The sequence below is a fragment of the Citrobacter sp. FDAARGOS_156 genome (assembly GCF_001559235.2).
Taxonomy (GTDB): domain Bacteria; phylum Pseudomonadota; class Gammaproteobacteria; order Enterobacterales; family Enterobacteriaceae; genus Citrobacter; species Citrobacter youngae.
The window spans coordinates 4458449-4475532 of record NZ_CP014030.2; the positions used below are offsets into that span (position 1 = coordinate 4458449).

Here is a 17084-nt window from a genome sequence, read left to right on the forward strand (position 1 = left end):
TACTCTCAGCGTAAAAACAGTATCTTTAAGACGCCGGAACTCTAAAAACCAGCATAAAATGCCAGTCATCTCGATAAATAAAGGGAGGACGAGGGATATCAGGCCTTTCTGACAGTGAGACAGATCACACTTCCAGGGGTATACTCCTCAGGTTAAATCAATGTAAAAAACCCTTTTATTTCAACATTTTCATAAAGTTAATCGCCCTATAGCACATTTTTGCATAAATAAGATTGCCATTTGACCTGTGTGTGGATTCCCGATAACTTGGAAATCCGCTGGAAGCTTTCTGGATGAGCAGTCTGCTCATCATATTTATGCAGTAATTGAGATTCCCTCTGAAGCAAGTCCTCAAACTTGTTTGACCTATGCGAAAAGGATAAAGAGGGCGAATGCGAGGTGAGCGTATGAAACGCAAACCCCGTCGCCATGCTCTTGGTGTGCCCGTGCGCAAACGGTATCGGAGAGGTGTCCCGCAGAGCCTGGGGAGGTTCACTGATATGTTGTACGATAAATCCCTTGAGAAGGATAACTGTGGTTTCGGCCTGATCGCCCACATAGAAGGCGAACCTAGCCACAAGGTAGTGCGTACCGCCATACACGCACTGGCACGTATGCAGCACCGTGGCGCAATTCTTGCCGATGGCAAAACCGGCGATGGTTGCGGCTTGCTGTTACAAAAACCTGACCGCTTTTTCCGCATTGTTGCGCAAGAGCGCGGCTGGCGTTTAGCTAAAAACTACGCCGTCGGCATGATCTTTTTAAATAAAGACCCTGAACTGGCGGCGGCATCTCGTCGCATTGTTGAAGAAGAATTACAGCAGGAGACCCTGTCGATCGTAGGCTGGCGCGACGTGCCAACCAACGAAGGTGTTCTCGGTGAAATAGCCCTTTCCTCCCTGCCTCGTATCGAGCAAATTTTTGTTAACGCCCCTGCGGGCTGGCGTCCGCGTGATATGGAGCGTCGCCTGTTCATCGCGCGTCGTCGTATCGAAAAACGCCTCCTGCAAGACAAAGACTTCTACGTCTGTAGCTTGTCGAATCTGGTCAATATCTATAAAGGTCTGTGTATGCCGGCAGATCTGCCGCGCTTCTACCTGGACCTGGCAGACCTGCGTCTGGAATCGGCCATCTGCCTGTTCCACCAGCGCTTCTCCACCAACACCGTGCCGCGCTGGCCGCTGGCGCAGCCGTTCCGCTATCTGGCGCACAACGGTGAAATCAACACCATCACGGGCAACCGCCAGTGGGCGCGCGCCCGTACCTATAAGTTCCAGACCCCGCTGATCCCGGATCTGCACGACGCCGCGCCGTTTGTTAACGAAACCGGCTCAGACTCCAGTTCGATGGATAACATGCTGGAACTGCTGCTGGCAGGCGGGATGGACATCATCCGCGCCATGCGCTTACTGGTTCCACCGGCCTGGCAGAATAACCCGGATATGGACCCGGAGCTGCGCGCGTTCTTTGACTTCAACTCCATGCACATGGAACCGTGGGACGGTCCGGCGGGCATCGTGATGTCCGATGGTCGCTTCGCCGCCTGTAACCTCGACCGTAACGGCCTGCGTCCGGCACGCTACGTCATCACCAAAGACAAGCTGATTACCTGCGCCTCTGAAGTCGGAATCTGGGATTATCAGCCGGATGAAGTGGTCGAGAAAGGCCGCGTCGGCCCCGGCGAGCTGATGGTTATTGATACCCGCAGCGGGCGCATTCTGCACTCGGCCGAAACCGATGATGACCTGAAAAGCCGTCACCCATACAAAGAGTGGATGGAGAAAAACGTCCGCCGCCTGGTACCGTTCGAAGACCTGGCTGACGATCAGGTCGGCAGCCGTGAACTGGACGATGACACCCTCGCCAGCTACCAAAAACAATTTAACTACAGCGCTGAAGAGCTGGATTCCGTGATCCGCGTGCTCGGCGAAAATGGCCAGGAAGCGGTCGGTTCAATGGGTGATGATACCCCGTTTGCCGTGCTCTCCAGCCAGCCGCGCATCATCTATGACTACTTCCGCCAGCAGTTCGCGCAGGTCACCAACCCGCCGATCGACCCGCTGCGTGAAGCGCACGTTATGTCGCTGGCCACCAGCATCGGTCGTGAGATGAACGTATTCTGCGAAGCGGAAGGTCAGGCACACCGCCTGAGCTTTAAATCGCCGATCCTGCTGTACTCCGATTTCACTCAGCTCACCACCATGAAAGAGGAGCATTATCGCGCTGACCGCCTGGATATCACCTTCGACGCGACCGAAACTACGCTCGAAGAGACCGTCAAAGCATTGTGCGATAAGGCGGAACAGATGGTGCGCAACGGCACGGTACTGCTGGTACTCTCTGACCGCAACATCGCCAAAAATCGTCTGCCGGTTCCGGCGCCGATGGCCGTGGGCGCAGTGCAAACGCGTCTGGTAGAACAAAGCCTGCGCTGCGACGCCAACATCATCGTTGAAACCGCCAGTGCCCGCGATCCGCACCATTTTGCCGTCCTGCTCGGCTTTGGCGCGACGGCCATTTATCCGTATCTCGCGTATGAAACATTGGGACGTCTGATCGACACCCAGGCGATTGCCAAAGATTACCGCACCGTGATGCTGAACTACCGTAACGGCATCAATAAAGGCCTGTACAAAATCATGTCCAAAATGGGCATCTCGACCATTGCCTCTTACCGCTGCTCGAAGCTGTTCGAAGCCGTTGGTCTGCACGATGATGTGGTTGCGTTGTGCTTCCAGGGCGTGGTTAGCCGCATCAGCGGCGCAGGATTTACCGACTTCCAGCAGGATCTGCTGAACCTCTCCAAACATGCATGGCTGGCGCGTAAGCCCATCAGCCAGGGCGGTCTGCTGAAGTACGTCCATGGCGGCGAATACCACGCCTACAACCCGGACGTGGTGCGCACGCTACAACAGGCGGTGCAAAGCGGCGAGTACAGCGACTATCAGGAATATGCAAAGCTGGTCAACGAGCGTCCGGCGGCCACGCTGCGCGATTTGCTGACGATCACGCCTGGTGATGAAGCCGTCAGCATTGACGAGGTAGAACCCGCAACCGAACTGTTTAAACGTTTTGATACTGCGGCCATGTCTATCGGCGCATTAAGCCCGGAAGCACACGAAGCGCTGGCCGAAGCGATGAACAGCATCGGCGGTAACTCGAACTCCGGCGAAGGCGGCGAAGACCCGGCGCGCTACGGCACCAACAAAGTGTCGCGGATTAAGCAGGTGGCTTCTGGTCGCTTTGGCGTAACCCCGGCGTATCTGGTGAACGCCGACGTGATTCAGATTAAAGTCGCTCAGGGTGCGAAGCCGGGTGAAGGCGGCCAGTTACCGGGCGACAAAGTCACTCCGTACATCGCCAAACTGCGCTATTCGGTACCGGGCGTGACGCTGATCTCCCCGCCGCCGCACCACGATATCTACTCTATCGAGGATTTAGCGCAGCTGATTTTCGACCTCAAACAGGTCAACCCGAAGGCGATGATCTCGGTGAAACTGGTTTCCGAACCGGGCGTCGGCACTATCGCCACCGGCGTGGCGAAAGCCTATGCGGATCTGATCACCATCGCGGGTTACGATGGCGGCACCGGCGCAAGCCCGCTGTCATCGGTGAAATACGCGGGCTGTCCGTGGGAGCTGGGGCTGGTGGAAACTCAACAGGCGCTGGTGGCTAATGGCCTGCGTCACAAGATTCGTCTGCAGGTCGATGGCGGTCTGAAAACTGGCGTCGATATCATTAAAGCGGCGATTCTGGGGGCAGAGAGCTTCGGTTTCGGTACCGGCCCAATGGTCGCGCTGGGCTGTAAATACCTGCGTATTTGCCATCTGAATAACTGTGCAACCGGCGTGGCGACTCAGGATGAGAAACTGCGTAAGAACCACTATCACGGCCTGCCGTTCAAAGTGACCAACTACTTTGAATTTATCGCTCGTGAAGTGCGCGAGCTGATGGCTTCGCTAGGCGTTACCCGCCTGGTGGATCTGATTGGTCGCACCGACCTGCTCAAAGAGCTGGAAGGGTTTACCGCCAAGCAGCAAAAGCTGGAGCTGTCTCGTCTGCTGGAAACCGCCGAACCGCATCCTGGTAAAGCGCTGCATTGCACCGAGAACAACCCGCCGTTTGATAATGGCGTGCTGAACGCCCAGCTGTTGCAGCAGGCGAAGCCGTTCGTCGACGAGCGCCAGAGCAAAACCTTCTGGTTCGATATCCGCAACACCGACCGTTCCGTCGGCGCATCGCTGTCGGGCTATATCGCTCAGACGCATGGCGATCAGGGGCTGGCGTCTGACCCGATCAAAGCGCACTTCAACGGTACCGCAGGCCAGAGCTTTGGCGTGTGGAACGCGGGCGGCGTGGAGCTGTATCTGACCGGCGATGCCAACGACTATGTCGGTAAAGGCATGGCGGGCGGTCTGCTGGCGGTACGTCCTCCGGTTGGCTCAGCTTTCCGTAGCCATGAGGCGAGCATCATCGGTAACACCTGCCTGTATGGCGCCACCGGTGGTCGCCTGTTTGCTGCGGGTCGTGCGGGTGAGCGCTTTGCGGTGCGTAACTCCGGCGCAATCACCGTGGTTGAAGGCATTGGCGACAACGGCTGTGAATACATGACCGGCGGCATCGTCTGTATTCTCGGCAAAACCGGCGTTAACTTCGGTGCGGGCATGACCGGCGGATTCGCCTACGTGCTCGACGAAGACGGTGAATTCCGCAAACGCGTGAACCCGGAACTGGTCGAAGTGCTGAGCGTGGACTCTTTGGCTATCCACGAAGAGCACCTGCGCGGTCTGATTACCGAGCACGTACAGCATACCGGATCTTCACACGGCGAAGAGATCCTGGCGAACTGGCCAGCATTCTCGGCGAAATTCGCGCTGGTAAAACCAAAGTCCAGTGATGTGAAAGCACTGTTGGGTCACCGTAGTCGTAGCGCAGCAGAGCTGCGTGTGCAGGCGCAGTAAGGGGTAGCAGCAATGAGTCAGAACGTATACCAATTTATCGACCTGCAGCGTGTTGATCCGCCGAAGAAGCCGCTGAAGATCCGTAAGATCGAGTTTATCGAAATTTACGAGCCGTTTTCCGAAGGTCAGGCCAAAGCACAGGCAGATCGCTGCCTGTCCTGCGGTAACCCGTACTGCGAGTGGAAGTGCCCGGTGCATAACTACATCCCGAACTGGCTGAAGTTGGCGAATGAGGGACGTATTTTTGAAGCGGCAGAGCTTTCGCACCAGACCAACACCCTGCCGGAAGTCTGTGGCCGTGTATGCCCGCAGGACAGGCTGTGTGAAGGATCCTGTACGCTGAACGATGAGTTTGGCGCGGTAACTATCGGCAATATCGAGCGCTATATCAATGATAAAGCGTTCGAGATGGGCTGGCGTCCGGATATGACCGGCGTTCGCCAGACGGACAAGCGCGTGGCGATTATCGGTGCGGGGCCTGCGGGCCTGGCCTGTGCTGATGTGCTGACCCGCAACGGCGTAAAGGCGGTGGTATTTGACCGTCACCCGGAAATCGGCGGCTTGCTGACCTTCGGTATCCCAGCCTTCAAGCTGGAAAAAGAGGTCATGACCCGTCGCCGTGAAATCTTCACCGGCATGGGCATTGAGTTCAAACTGAACGTGGAAGTGGGCCGTGACGTACAGCTCAACGATTTGCTGAAGGATTACGACGCTGTGTTCCTGGGCGTCGGAACCTATCAGTCAATGCGCGGCGGGCTGGAAAACGAAGACGCTGAGGGCGTGTTTGATGCCCTGCCGTTCCTGATTGCTAATACCAAGCAATTGATGGGTTTTGGCGAAAGCAGCGACGAGCCGTACATCAGCATGGAAGGCAAACGTGTCGTCGTGCTCGGCGGTGGCGATACCGCGATGGACTGCGTGCGCACCTCCGTGCGTCAGGGTGCGTCACACGTTATTTGCGCCTACCGTCGCGATGAAGAGAACATGCCGGGTTCGAAACGCGAAGTGAAAAACGCGCGTGAAGAAGGCGTCGAATTCCAGTTCAACGTCCAGCCGTTAGGTGTGGAAGTGAATGCCAACGGCAAAGTGTGTGGTGTGAAAATGGCGCGCACGGAGATGGGCGAACCGGATGCGAAGGGGCGTCGCCGTGCGGAGATCGTCGCTGGTTCCGAGCACGTTGTTCCGGCTGATGCGGTGGTCCTGGCGTTTGGTTTCCGCCCGCACAGCATGGAATGGTTGAAAGAGCACAGCGTCGAGCTGGATTCACAGGGGCGCATTATTGCCCCGGAACGTAGTGACAACGCTTTCCAGACCAGCAACCCGAAAATCTTCGCCGGTGGCGACATCGTGCGCGGTTCGGATCTGGTGGTCACCGCAATTGCCGAAGGTCGTAAAGCGGCAGACGGTATCCTGAATTACCTGGAAGTGTAATACTTCTGGCTCCCCTGACGCTGATGGATGGGGAGCCAATATTCCTCCACTAAATACATGCGGAATCATTTTTCGAAAGCCGCTCACAAATACAGCTGTATATTCAGTACATTGAAATTCCGCAGACAGTGTCTGCAGAATCTTACCATTTGGCGTAACTGACTTAATCTTTTCCACTACCCTGGTCGGCGTTTGTCCGCTTCTTATCGGTTAAAAATGTCGAGCCCAAAAATCAACGCAATCATCAACACCATAAATAATAACCATGTAAAGATTATACGTAATCGTTTGCTTTATTCTGAGAAGTGTATATGATGCGGCGGATTTTTTGGGCAAAATTCAAGGAGGCGTTGTGTCGCAGGACAACAATTATAGCCAGGGCCCCGTCCCTCTGGCGGCGCGGAAAGGCGTGGTTCCACTAACATTTGTCATGTTGGGGCTTACATTTTTTTCCGCCAGTATGTGGACCGGTGGCACACTCGGTACCGGTCTTTCCTATAATGATTTCTTCCTGGCAGTTCTCTTCGGTAATCTTCTCCTCGGTATTTACACTGCATTTCTCGGTTTTATCGGCGCAAAAACAGGTCTCTCTACCCACCTCCTCGCACGTTACTCATTTGGCATAAAAGGTTCATGGCTTCCCTCAATGCTACTAGGCGGCACACAGGTGGGCTGGTTTGGCGTCGGCGTGGCAATGTTCGCCATCCCGGTGGGTAAAGCGACGGGTATTGACGTCAACATCCTGATTGCAGTTTCCGGTCTGCTGATGACCATGACCATCTTCTTTGGTATCTCGGCACTCACCATTTTGTCCATCATCGCCGTTCCCGCTATCGTCATTCTTGGCAGTTACTCTGTCTGGCTGGCAGTGAGCGATGTGGGGGGATTGGATCATTTAAAAGCAATTGTGCCGCAGACACCGCTGAATTTTTCCACAGCACTGGCGCTGGTCGTCGGATCGTTTGTCAGCGCAGGAACATTAACCGCCGACTTCGTTCGCTTTGGTCGCAACGCCAAAGGCGCAGTGCTGATCGCCATGGTGGCGTTTTTCCTTGGCAACTCCTTGATGTTCATCTTCGGCGCGGCTGGTGCCGCCGCGGTAGGACAGGCGGATATCTCTGACGTGATGATTGCCCAGGGGCTGCTGCTGCCCGCGATCATCGTTCTCGGCCTGAATATCTGGACAACCAATGACAACGCGCTGTACGCCTCCGGTCTGGGATTTGCCAATATTACCGGCCTTTCCAGCCGCACATTGTCCGTGGCCAACGGTATTATTGGAACACTGTGCGCATTATGGCTTTACAATAACTTTGTCGGCTGGCTGACATTCCTGTCGGCGGCCATCCCTCCTATTGGCGGAGTGATTATTGCCGATTATCTGTTAAACCACCGCCGGTACACCAACTTCAACACAGCACAGTTTATTCCCGTCAACTGGATAGCTATCCTGTCCGTTGCATTAGGCATTGCCGCAGGTCACTATATTCCCGGTATTGTGCCGGTCAACGCCGTACTTGGCGGCGTATTCAGCTATATCCTGCTGAACCCACTTTTCAATCGCAGCCTTGCTAAATCCCCGGAGGTCAGCCATGCAGAATAACACCATCACTCTAACTCAAACCCGTCTGCAGGGGCGTGAAGGATTGTGGCAAATCACGATTGAAAACGGGCGTTTTAGCCGTATTGATCCCCAGGAAACAGCATCTGCGCCACAGGGCAAGGTGCTTGATGCTGAAGGCGGGCTGGCCATTCCACCGTTCGTTGAGCCACATATCCATCTGGACACCACGCAAACTGCTGGGGAGCCCAGTTGGAACCAATCGGGTACGTTGTTTGAAGGTATTGAGCGCTGGGCCGAACGCAAGGCGATGCTCACCCACGAAGACGTGAAGACCCGCGCCATGCAGACTCTCAAGTGGCAGATGGCCAACGGCATCCAGTATGTCCGAACTCACGTAGACGTTTCCGATCCTACGCTGACGGCGCTGAAAGCCATGCTGGAAGTGAAGCAAGAAGTGGCACCGTGGGTGGAGCTGCAGATTGTGGCGTTCCCACAGGAAGGTATTCTTTCTTATCCCAACGGCGAAGCGCTGCTAGAAGAAGCTGTGCGTTTGGGTGCCGACGTCATTGGCGCAATTCCTCACTTTGAATTCACGCGTGAATATGGCGTTGAGTCGCTGCACAAAATTTTCGCTCTGGCGCAGAAATACGACCGGCTTATCGATGTGCACTGCGATGAAATTGACGATGAACAGTCACGCTTTGTTGAAACCGTCGCGGCGCTGGCGCATCGTGACAATATGGGCGAACGCGTGACTGCCAGCCATACCACGGCAATGCACTCCTATAACGGCGCATATGCTTCCCGCCTTTTCCGTCTGTTAAAAATGTCAGGTATTAACTTCGTCGCGAATCCGCTAGTGAATATTCACCTGCAAGGACGTTTTGACACCTATCCTAAGCGCCGTGGCATCACCCGCGTCAAGGAGATGCTGGAAGCGGACATCAATGTTTGCTTTGGGCATGATGACGTTTTTGACCCGTGGTACCCATTGGGAACCGCGAATATGCTGCAAGTTCTGCATATGGGATTACATGTGTGTCAGTTGATGGGGTACGGACAAATCAATGATGGGCTAAATCTCATCACCACCCACAGCGCGAAAACCCTACACTTACAGGACTACGGTTTAAGTATTGGGAATTCCGCTAACCTGGTGATTTTACCTGCAGAAAATGGGTTTGATGCGGTTCGTCGCCAGACGCCTGCACGTTATTCCATTCGTCACGGGCGAGTCATTGCTGAAACGGTGCCAAGCCAGACCACGCTGCATCTGGCGCAACCGGAAGCGGTGACGTTTAAGCGCTAGGTTGTTCTATCCAGTGTCGGATGGCGCAAGCCTTGCCATCCGACACTGTCTGTCAGACGTGTAATAAGCTGGCGCGCACCTTAATCACCACCTTTTTAATGTCCATCGGGGCTTGCACCACACAGCCCGGTTTATGCGGCTCGCCCGGCATAAAAATCGCAAATCTTCCCGGCTTCAGTACGATCGCCTGCTCATCGGCAATCTCGCTGCACAGCTGATAGTCATCCTCAACATGCATCTCATCGCACTGGCGAGCAGAATCGGTCATCCCGAACAGAATGCGTTCTTCGCCGGACAACAGCACCTGAATATCAATGTACTGCTGATGCAGTTCCGCTTTCTTTTGCTCTGGGCTCTGCGTCGCAAACTGCATGACATTCATAAAAATAGTATCGCCTTGCAACGCGTAGCGCCCTGGTGTCTTCTCCTGAGGATTCGCCGCAATGGCAAGCGTTAATGCCTGCTGCAATACCGGATGCAATCCAGCAGAAAGCTGAGACTGTAAATCCCCTGACATCATCATCATTCTCCCTGGGCCAACAGCGCGGCCCCCAGTAGTCCAGCGTCATGACGGTAATGTGCCGCCAGTAATTCCACGTGATAAGTCGCGGGTTCCTGTGCCAGCCAGTCTTTCACCTGCGCCAGATAACCTTCAGCCAACCCGACGCTTCCGCCAATAACAACGCACTGGCAGTCGGTTGTCGCCTTCACATCGGCAATCAGACGTGCCAACGTGCATGCCGATCGCTGGATCAATTGACACGCCTGTTCATCCCCTTGTCTGGCCCGGCTAAAAATAGTTTTTGCATCACATCCAGCAAGTGAGCCTTCGGCTGCCGCTGCAATCCCACGGCCAGAAGCGATAGCCTCCACGCACCCCACTCGTCCACAACCACATTGCGGACCATACGGGTCCGCCAGTGTATGACCTACATGCCCCGCCAGCCCCCCGGCTCCGGTTAACAACTTTCCGTTGCTAACCACGCCGCCACCAACACCGGTCGATACAGTAATAAACGCCATATCGTGGTATTTCCCGCCAAGTGCATGATATTCAGCCCACGCAGCGGCCTGTGCGTCATTCACCGCCAACGTCGGTAGACCGGTGAATGACTCCAGCGTTTGCACCAGCGGGAAATGCATCAATCCCCCCAGATTTAATGGATTCAGTGCCAGGAGCGCACCCTCACGGATGATGCCGGTTGAGGCAATCGCCACGCGCTGAGCCTGTGCCAGCAACGGCTCAATCAGCGCTTCCAGAGCAGCTCGCAGCGCTTGTGGTGTTTTGCTGGCGGGTGTCGGAAGTTCGTGACGGTCACGCATTTGCAGGCGACCATCAACCAGTGCAGCGGCCAGTTTAGTACCGCCGATATCAATCGCCAGGGTGGTCATAGCGCGGCCTTTTTCATCGCCGTGGTGTACCACTGGCAAATGTGTTCCAGTCGGGTAATAGCAGAACCCACTGTCACCGCCCAGGCCCCGTGGCGCATGGCTTCAGCTGCTTGTGCTGGCGTGTTATAACGTCCTTCGGCAATCACCCGACACCCGGCATCACGTAACGCTTTCACCAGCGCCAGATCCGGCTCATCTGGTGTTTCTGGTGTCGTATAACCCGACAGCGTCGTACCAATAATTTCCGCGCCGAGTTGCTGGCAGGCCAGGCCGTCTTCCAGCGACGAACAGTCGGCCATGGCCAGACAGTGATGTTGATGAATTCGTGCCAACAATGCGGCGACGGGAACAGGACGCACGCGGTCTGTACCATCAATCGCTATAATGTCAGCTCCCGCCTGCGCCAACGCATCGACATCATCTAAAAATGCAGTGATGCGTACAGGGGAGTTAGCAAGATCGCGTTTCAGAATACCTATAATTGGCAGCGAAACGACCGCCCGGGTCGCCTGCAGGTTTTCCACGCCTTCAATACGCAGCGCCACCGCACCAGCCTGCTCGGCTGCCAGCGCCATGGCGGCGACAATTTCAGGTTTATCCAGCGGGCTGTCAGGAACGGGCTGGCAGGAGACAATCAGTCCGCCATCAGCGGCAATCTTTTTATCCAGTAGCTCAAGTAACGACATACATCTTCCCTTTCGAATCTTGCCCGGCTCAACGCCGGGCAAGCGGATTAACTTTTTGATTTCACCATGGTGCTTTTATCGCCGCCAAACGGCACGGCTCCACTAAACGGTTTACCATCAATGGCATCATGTGTACGTAGTGCTTCAGGCCGCAGCCAGCGCTGTACACGAGACGGCATATCAAGTCCAATCAGCAGGATCACCACAAATGTCAGACCGAAAGAGAGCGATCCCAGCGCGGTGCCCAGATCCAGACGTTGGGCAATCAGCGCGCCGATGATCGGTGCCAGTGCCCCACCAAGTGCCCCCACGTTATAGGTGAAGCCCAGGCCCGCCGCACGCTGGTCGGTATCGAAATAACCACCAATAAGTTTTGGTAAGATCCCGGAGATCCCCTGCCCAAGCATTTGCTGGAAAAACAGTAGCAAACCCAGAACCCAGACGTTGGCCCCGCCAATCGCAAACACAGGGATAATCAGCAACTGCGAGGCCAGCAGACTGCACACATAAGCCTTGCGGGTACCCAGCCAGTCGCCAAGGAAACCACCGACGCAGCAGCCAACCGCCGCACCAAAGCCGCTAAAGAACAGGACCCTGGCAACCGTTGAAGGGTCATACATCAGTTCAGTTTTCAAATACGTTGGCAGCAGCGCCTGAATCGGCCACGAGTAGAGAAATGCGAACAGCACGACAACCATCAGCATCACACCCGTCGGCCAACGTTTACCGCTGCTTTGCACCATAAAGCTAATGAAAATAAACGCACATATCAGGCCGAGGACCGCCACGATAGCCGCATTTTGCAGGTCGCCAGCAAAGCAGAACCACAGCGCGGTTGCAGCGGCGATCGTCATCAGAATATTAATTACCCGATGCTCGCCCCGGTAGAGAATATCCACCATCGTGCGTACCGGCGCTTTACCTGCGTGTTTTTCTTTCCAGTCCTCTGCCTCCGGAATATTTTTACGTAGCCAGAGGGCAAAGATAATCGGCAGAATGCCGATGAAGAACAGCGCACGCCATCCCCAGACCGGAACCACCAGGCTGTAGACCTGCGCAGCGATCACCGCGCCAACGGAGAAGCCGGAAATCAGGAAGCCGCTGGCTTTATTTCGCAGGTGTTTAGGCCAGCTTTCAATAACATAAGTCGCGCTGGAACCGTACTCACCTGCCATTCCCATACCGATTACCAGGCGGGCGATAAACATGGTGGTGTAGCCTGGCGCGAAGCCACAGGCCAGCGTCCCCACTGAGAACAGAATGATGCTGGTGACCATCGCCAGGCGACGTCCGTAACGGTCACCCATCGCCCCCAGCATTAACCCGCCAAACCAGCGGGAGATAAAGGCGGCGGAGATCAAACTGGCCGCCTGCACCGTCGTCAGTCCGAATTCGCCTTGTACTTCCGTCAGTACAAGGGCGATTAATACAAAATCAAAACCATCAAGCAAATATCCCAGCCAGGCGGCGGAAAATGCCCGCCATTGTGCCCGATTGAGATGGCGATACCACGGGATGCTCTGGGTAGAAGTACTCATTTTACTCTCCCGACGATCTTTGTTGTTGAGCCGGATGGCGGCTTCGCCTTTTCCGGCCTACGGTCGAAAAATCCAGGCCGGGCAAGCAAAGCGCCCCCGGCTACCCGCGGTTACGCTTTTTCCGCCAGCAGTTGGTTCGCCAGGGCTTTCAGTTCCGGCAAATATTGTTCATCTACCGGAGCGAACGGTTTACGGCACAGAGGTACAGAAACCACATCCATATAGTGCAGTACCGTTTTCAGACCGCGGAATACGCCAACCTTGATGAGCAGATCGATAACCTCATTGCACTCGGTTTGCAGCTTTTGTGCAGCCCGGATATCGCCTTCTTTGAGCGCTTTCACAATTCCCTGATAACGCCATCCCATAATGTTGTAAGTACTGCCAATCCCACCATCCGCACCGGCCAGCAACCCAGAAGCGAAGATCTCGTCATAGCCGTTGTAAAGCACCAGATCGGGGTGAGCGCGGCGGATCTGTTCCATCTGATAGAGATCGCCTGAGGTTTGCTTCAGCGCACCAACGCCCGGCAACGTCACCAGCGTGTTGATCTGATCCAGCGTCAGTTTTACGCCGCTCAGTGCCGGGATGTTATAGACCACCATCGGTAAGCCATCGGCGGAATCAATAATTGCGCGGTAGTGATCGCAGTGCTCTTCAAAGCTGAACGGATAGTAAAACGGCGTAACGGCCGAAACCGCATCAAATCCGTAGCGATGCGCAGCGCTCGCCAGCTGCTGGCTCTCTTCAGTGCTCACCGTGCCAACGTGAGCAATTAAGGTCACTTTACCTTTCGCTTCTTCAGCAACAATTTCCAGCACCTGCTCTCTTTCAGCGCGGTTTTGGACAAAGGCCTCACCCGTTGAGCCACCGACATAGAGCCCATCAACGCCCTGTCCAATGTTGAAACGCACCAGACGGCGCAAGCTCTCGGTGTCCAGTTTCTGCTGGTTATCGAATGGAGTTAATAACGCTGGCATTACGCCTTTTAAATTTCTTGCCATAACGACCTCTGAAGATGATTAGTGTTGTCTGACTGCATACCTTTATACCTGTTATACCAGATCAAATAAGCAGCAATACAATACAGAACGCTTATAGTGCGATCTGCTTCACTAAAAGATCGTCAGGATCGCGATTACTTACGCAATTTTTTACTTTTGCTGAAGGCGTGCCAGGTTGCGGAAACGCTATTGAGATGTTCTTGCAGTGCGCGGTCTGCTTCTTCAGGATCGCGCTGGCGAATCGCGTCGACAATAGCGATATGCTGCTGATAACTCACGTTATTGTGCTCATACAATTCTTGATCGGCGACGGCCGGACGGGCAGCTATTAACCAGTCTAACAGCGCAACATGGATCGCCATAAAGATGGGGTTGCCCGGGATCTCTGCCAGTACGCGGTGAAAATCAACGTCCGAACGGATGAACAACGTATTGTCTTCCAGCGACTGACTGTTGATCTCCAGTGCTTTCGCCAGTCTGTCGATTTGCTCGTCAGTGGCATGCTCTGCGGCATAACGTACCAGGCTGGACTCAAAGAACAATCGCAGTTGCTCAAAATGGGAAATACCACCAGGATGTGAGAGGAAATCTTTCGCCATGCCGGACAGTTCGCTGATAATCGTATCGGCCGAAGGACGTGAAACGCGGGCGCGTTCACCGTTGTTAATTTGCACCAGACCTTTACGCTTTAACGCCGCCAGCGCTTCTCGTACAGAAGGACGGCCAACATTGAAAAAAGCCATCAGTTCTCGCTCTGACGGCAACTGTTCCCCTTCGCCAAATTCCCGACGGCGAATCATCTGTTCAAGTTCTTCCTCAACCATTTCAGACAGTTTTTTACGCGCCAGCGGGCGGCTGCGTAAGCTACGGCCAATGGTGGATGGAGAGTCTTCAGCTTGCGAATCAAATGCGTTCATAGGGTCCATTCAGCTAAGTCGTGGTGACAAATAACAGCGAGTTCATCGTAACACAGGATCGAAAGCAGGGTGAAATGGTGGTCTGTGGGGGATATGCTCATACCGATGATATATAAAATTCATATATTTAAATATGAATGATTGAGCGGACAGTTTTTTATTACCATGGGATAAAACTAACTTTATGAAATCTGCGAATATCATCTTTAAAATAAATCATAAGCCACTATTTTAAAACGAAAAATAACCAAACCTCGATTATAAAAACACGATGTCCACTCCAAAACACATGCCAGAAAAAATATAACATCCGCATTTAAAACAGCGTTATTACCGGATTTATCCTCTTCTCTGGCATGGAGTGAAAAAATGTTCGGCATTATTATCTCTGTCATCGTTTTATTAACGATGGGTTACCTGATCCTCAAAAACTACAAACCTCAGGTAGTACTGGCAGCAGCCGGGATCTTCCTGATGATCTGCGGCGTCTGGTTGGGGTACGGCGCACTGGTCGCCAGCGACAAAAGCAGCGGTTATCTGCTGGTCGATATTTATAATGAAATTCTTCGTATGCTCTCAAACCGGGCGGCCGGACTGGGGTTATCCATCATGGCGGTGGGCGGTTATGCCCGCTATATGGACAGAATGGGAGCCAGCCTGGCAATGGTCAGCCTGTTGAGCCGCCCACTTAAGCACATCCACTCACCCTATATTGTGCTTGCCGCGACGTATGTAATTGGTCAAATCATGGCACAGTTCATCACCAGTGCTTCCGGATTGGGCATGCTGCTGATGGTTACGCTCTTCCCAACGCTGGTCAGCCTGGGCGTGAGCCGTTTATCCGCGGTAGCGGTCATTGCCACTTCGATGTCGATTGAATGGGGCATTCTGGAAACTAACTCAATTTTCGCCGCACAGGTTGCGGGGATGAAAATAGCCACTTATTTCTTCCACTACCAACTTCCTGTTGCATCCTGCGTCATCATCGCCGTCGCCATCGCACACTTTTTCGTTCAACGCCGGTTTGATCAAAAAACACAACCAGACAGCACAGGCTTCAATGAACAAAAGACGCTGGAGGATGTGCCGCCACTCTATTACGCCATTTTACCGGTGATGCCGCTGCTCCTGATGTTGGGCTCGCTGTTGCTGGCGCATATGGGATTAATGCAGGCAGAGTTGAATCTGGTGGTGGTGATGCTAATGAGTTTGTCGCTGACCATGTTTGTGGAGTTTCTTCATAAGCATAATCTGCGTGAGACTATGGATGATGTGCAGGCGTTTTTTGACGGCATGGGAACACAGTTTGCCAACGTCGTCACACTGGTGGTGGCCGGTGAGATCTTTGCCAAGGGTTTAACCACTATCGGCACCGTCGATGCGGTGATTAAAGGTGCGGAACACTCCGGGCTTGGCGGTATCGGTGTGATGATCATTATGGCCGTGGTTATCGCCGCCTGCGCAATTGTAATGGGATCCGGGAATGCACCGTTTATGTCATTCGCCAGTCTGATCCCGGATATTGCTGCGGGGCTGCATATTCCTGCGGTTGTGATGATTATGCCGATGCACTTCGCCACCACGCTGGCACGTGCGGTTTCACCGATTACCGCTGTGATTGTCGTGACATCCGGTATTGCTGGCGTGTCGCCTTTTGAGGTAGTAAAACGGACAGCCATCCCAATGGCGATAGGATTTGTGGTCAATATGATTGCCACTATCGCGCTGTTTTATTGATATCTGACGCAGAATGCAAAACAGGCCCGCAAGGGCCTGTTTGATTATTTCACTACGCGTAGCGCCGGACGCCCACCGCGAGGAGGCGGCGGTGTGTCGTCAGGATCGTCATCGTGATTATCCGGTTTATCGCCATCAATCACCGACATCACCGTTTCGTTTTCGCTCTCAGGCGCGACATCGTCATCATTGAGGCTGTCGACATCTTCGTCATAGGCCGCTTCAGGTTCAAACATCGTTCCTGCGCCGTTTTCACGGGCATAGATCGCGAGTACCGCCGCCAGTGGTACGGAAACGTTGCGCGGCACGCCGCCAAAGCGCGCGTTAAAGCGCACTTCGTCGTTTGCCAGTTCCAGATTGCCCACGGCACGCGGCGCAATATTCAAAACAATTTGCCCGTCACGTGCATATTCCATCGGAACCTGCACGTCCTGGAGCGTCACATCCACCACCAGGTGCGGCGTGAGCTGGTTGTCTAGCAACCACTCATAGAATGCGCGCAGCAGATACGGACGGCGTGGCGTTAACTGTGGCAAATCCATACA

12 protein-coding genes and 1 pseudogene are annotated in these 17084 nt (G+C 54.2%); 6 read left to right on the forward strand and 7 right to left on the reverse strand.

From position 1 onward, the window contains the following. The first annotated feature begins 500 nt into the window (after positions 1-500). The 5 genes and pseudogenes from gltB to AL515_RS22010 all read left to right on the forward strand — a co-directional run bounded on the left by gltB (position 501) and on the right by AL515_RS22010 (position 9265). Entirely contained in the window at positions 501-4961 is a 4461-nt protein-coding gene (gltB, locus tag AL515_RS21990; protein ID WP_129533679.1) for a glutamate synthase large subunit, read from the forward strand. Positions 4962-4973: 12 nt separating this feature from the next. Then, on the forward strand, positions 4974-6392 hold the full coding sequence (locus AL515_RS21995) for a glutamate synthase small subunit (protein WP_061068691.1): 1419 nt from the start codon (positions 4974-4976) through the stop codon (positions 6390-6392). Positions 6393-6487: 95 nt separating this feature from the next. Next, positions 6488-6622 (forward strand): annotated as a pseudogene (locus tag AL515_RS24165) (DUF1016 domain-containing protein); the annotation flags it as partial. 122 nt (positions 6623-6744) lie between these two features. Then, positions 6745-7995 (forward strand): cytosine permease, encoded by a 1251-nt coding sequence (codB, locus tag AL515_RS22005; RefSeq protein ID WP_061068692.1) that lies wholly within the window; start codon positions 6745-6747, stop codon positions 7993-7995. Further along, entirely contained in the window at positions 7985-9265 is a 1281-nt protein-coding gene (locus tag AL515_RS22010) for a cytosine deaminase (RefSeq protein WP_061068693.1), read from the forward strand. Before codB ends, AL515_RS22010 begins: the two co-directional genes overlap by 11 nt. A 52-nt stretch (positions 9266-9317) precedes the next feature. On the opposite strand, the gene nanQ is transcribed toward AL515_RS22010, so the two are convergent. The 6 genes from nanQ to nanR all read right to left on the reverse strand — a co-directional run bounded on the left by nanQ (position 9318) and on the right by nanR (position 14811). After that, positions 9318-9785: an N-acetylneuraminate anomerase gene (gene nanQ / locus AL515_RS22015; protein WP_048213508.1), complete on the reverse strand. Its 468-nt coding sequence runs from the start codon at positions 9783-9785 to the stop codon at positions 9318-9320. Positions 9786-9787: 2 nt separating this feature from the next. Beyond that, the gene (gene nanK, locus AL515_RS22020) at positions 9788-10657 is read right to left on the reverse strand and encodes an N-acetylmannosamine kinase (RefSeq protein ID WP_061068694.1); all 870 of its coding nucleotides are present in this window, start codon (positions 10655-10657) and stop codon (positions 9788-9790) included. Beyond that, positions 10654-11343: an N-acetylmannosamine-6-phosphate 2-epimerase gene (locus AL515_RS22025; protein WP_061068695.1), complete on the reverse strand. Its 690-nt coding sequence runs from the start codon at positions 11341-11343 to the stop codon at positions 10654-10656. The genes nanK and AL515_RS22025 overlap by 4 nt, the downstream gene beginning before the upstream one ends. 47 nt (positions 11344-11390) lie before the next feature. Continuing rightward, a complete protein-coding gene (gene nanT / locus AL515_RS22030; protein WP_061068696.1) occupies positions 11391-12881 on the reverse strand; it encodes a sialic acid transporter NanT in 1491 nt (496 codons plus the stop codon). A 110-nt stretch (positions 12882-12991) separates the two neighbouring features. Further along, positions 12992-13885, reverse strand: a complete 894-nt coding sequence (gene nanA, locus AL515_RS22035; RefSeq protein ID WP_061068697.1) for an N-acetylneuraminate lyase — start codon at positions 13883-13885, stop codon at positions 12992-12994. Between the two features lie 134 nt (positions 13886-14019). After that, on the reverse strand, positions 14020-14811 hold the full coding sequence (gene nanR / locus AL515_RS22040; RefSeq protein ID WP_061068698.1) for a transcriptional regulator NanR: 792 nt from the start codon (positions 14809-14811) through the stop codon (positions 14020-14022). A gap of 360 nt (positions 14812-15171) precedes the next feature. Between nanR and dcuC the strand changes: the two genes are divergently transcribed. Continuing rightward, positions 15172-16539, forward strand: coding sequence for an anaerobic C4-dicarboxylate transporter DcuC (gene dcuC, locus AL515_RS22045; protein ID WP_061068699.1), 1368 nt, complete (start codon positions 15172-15174; stop codon positions 16537-16539). A 44-nt stretch (positions 16540-16583) separates the two neighbouring features. Here the strand turns inward: dcuC and sspB are convergent, their stop codons facing one another. Next, entirely contained in the window at positions 16584-17081 is a 498-nt protein-coding gene (sspB, locus tag AL515_RS22050) for a ClpXP protease specificity-enhancing factor (protein ID WP_048213443.1), read from the reverse strand. Positions 17082-17084 lie beyond the last annotated feature (3 nt).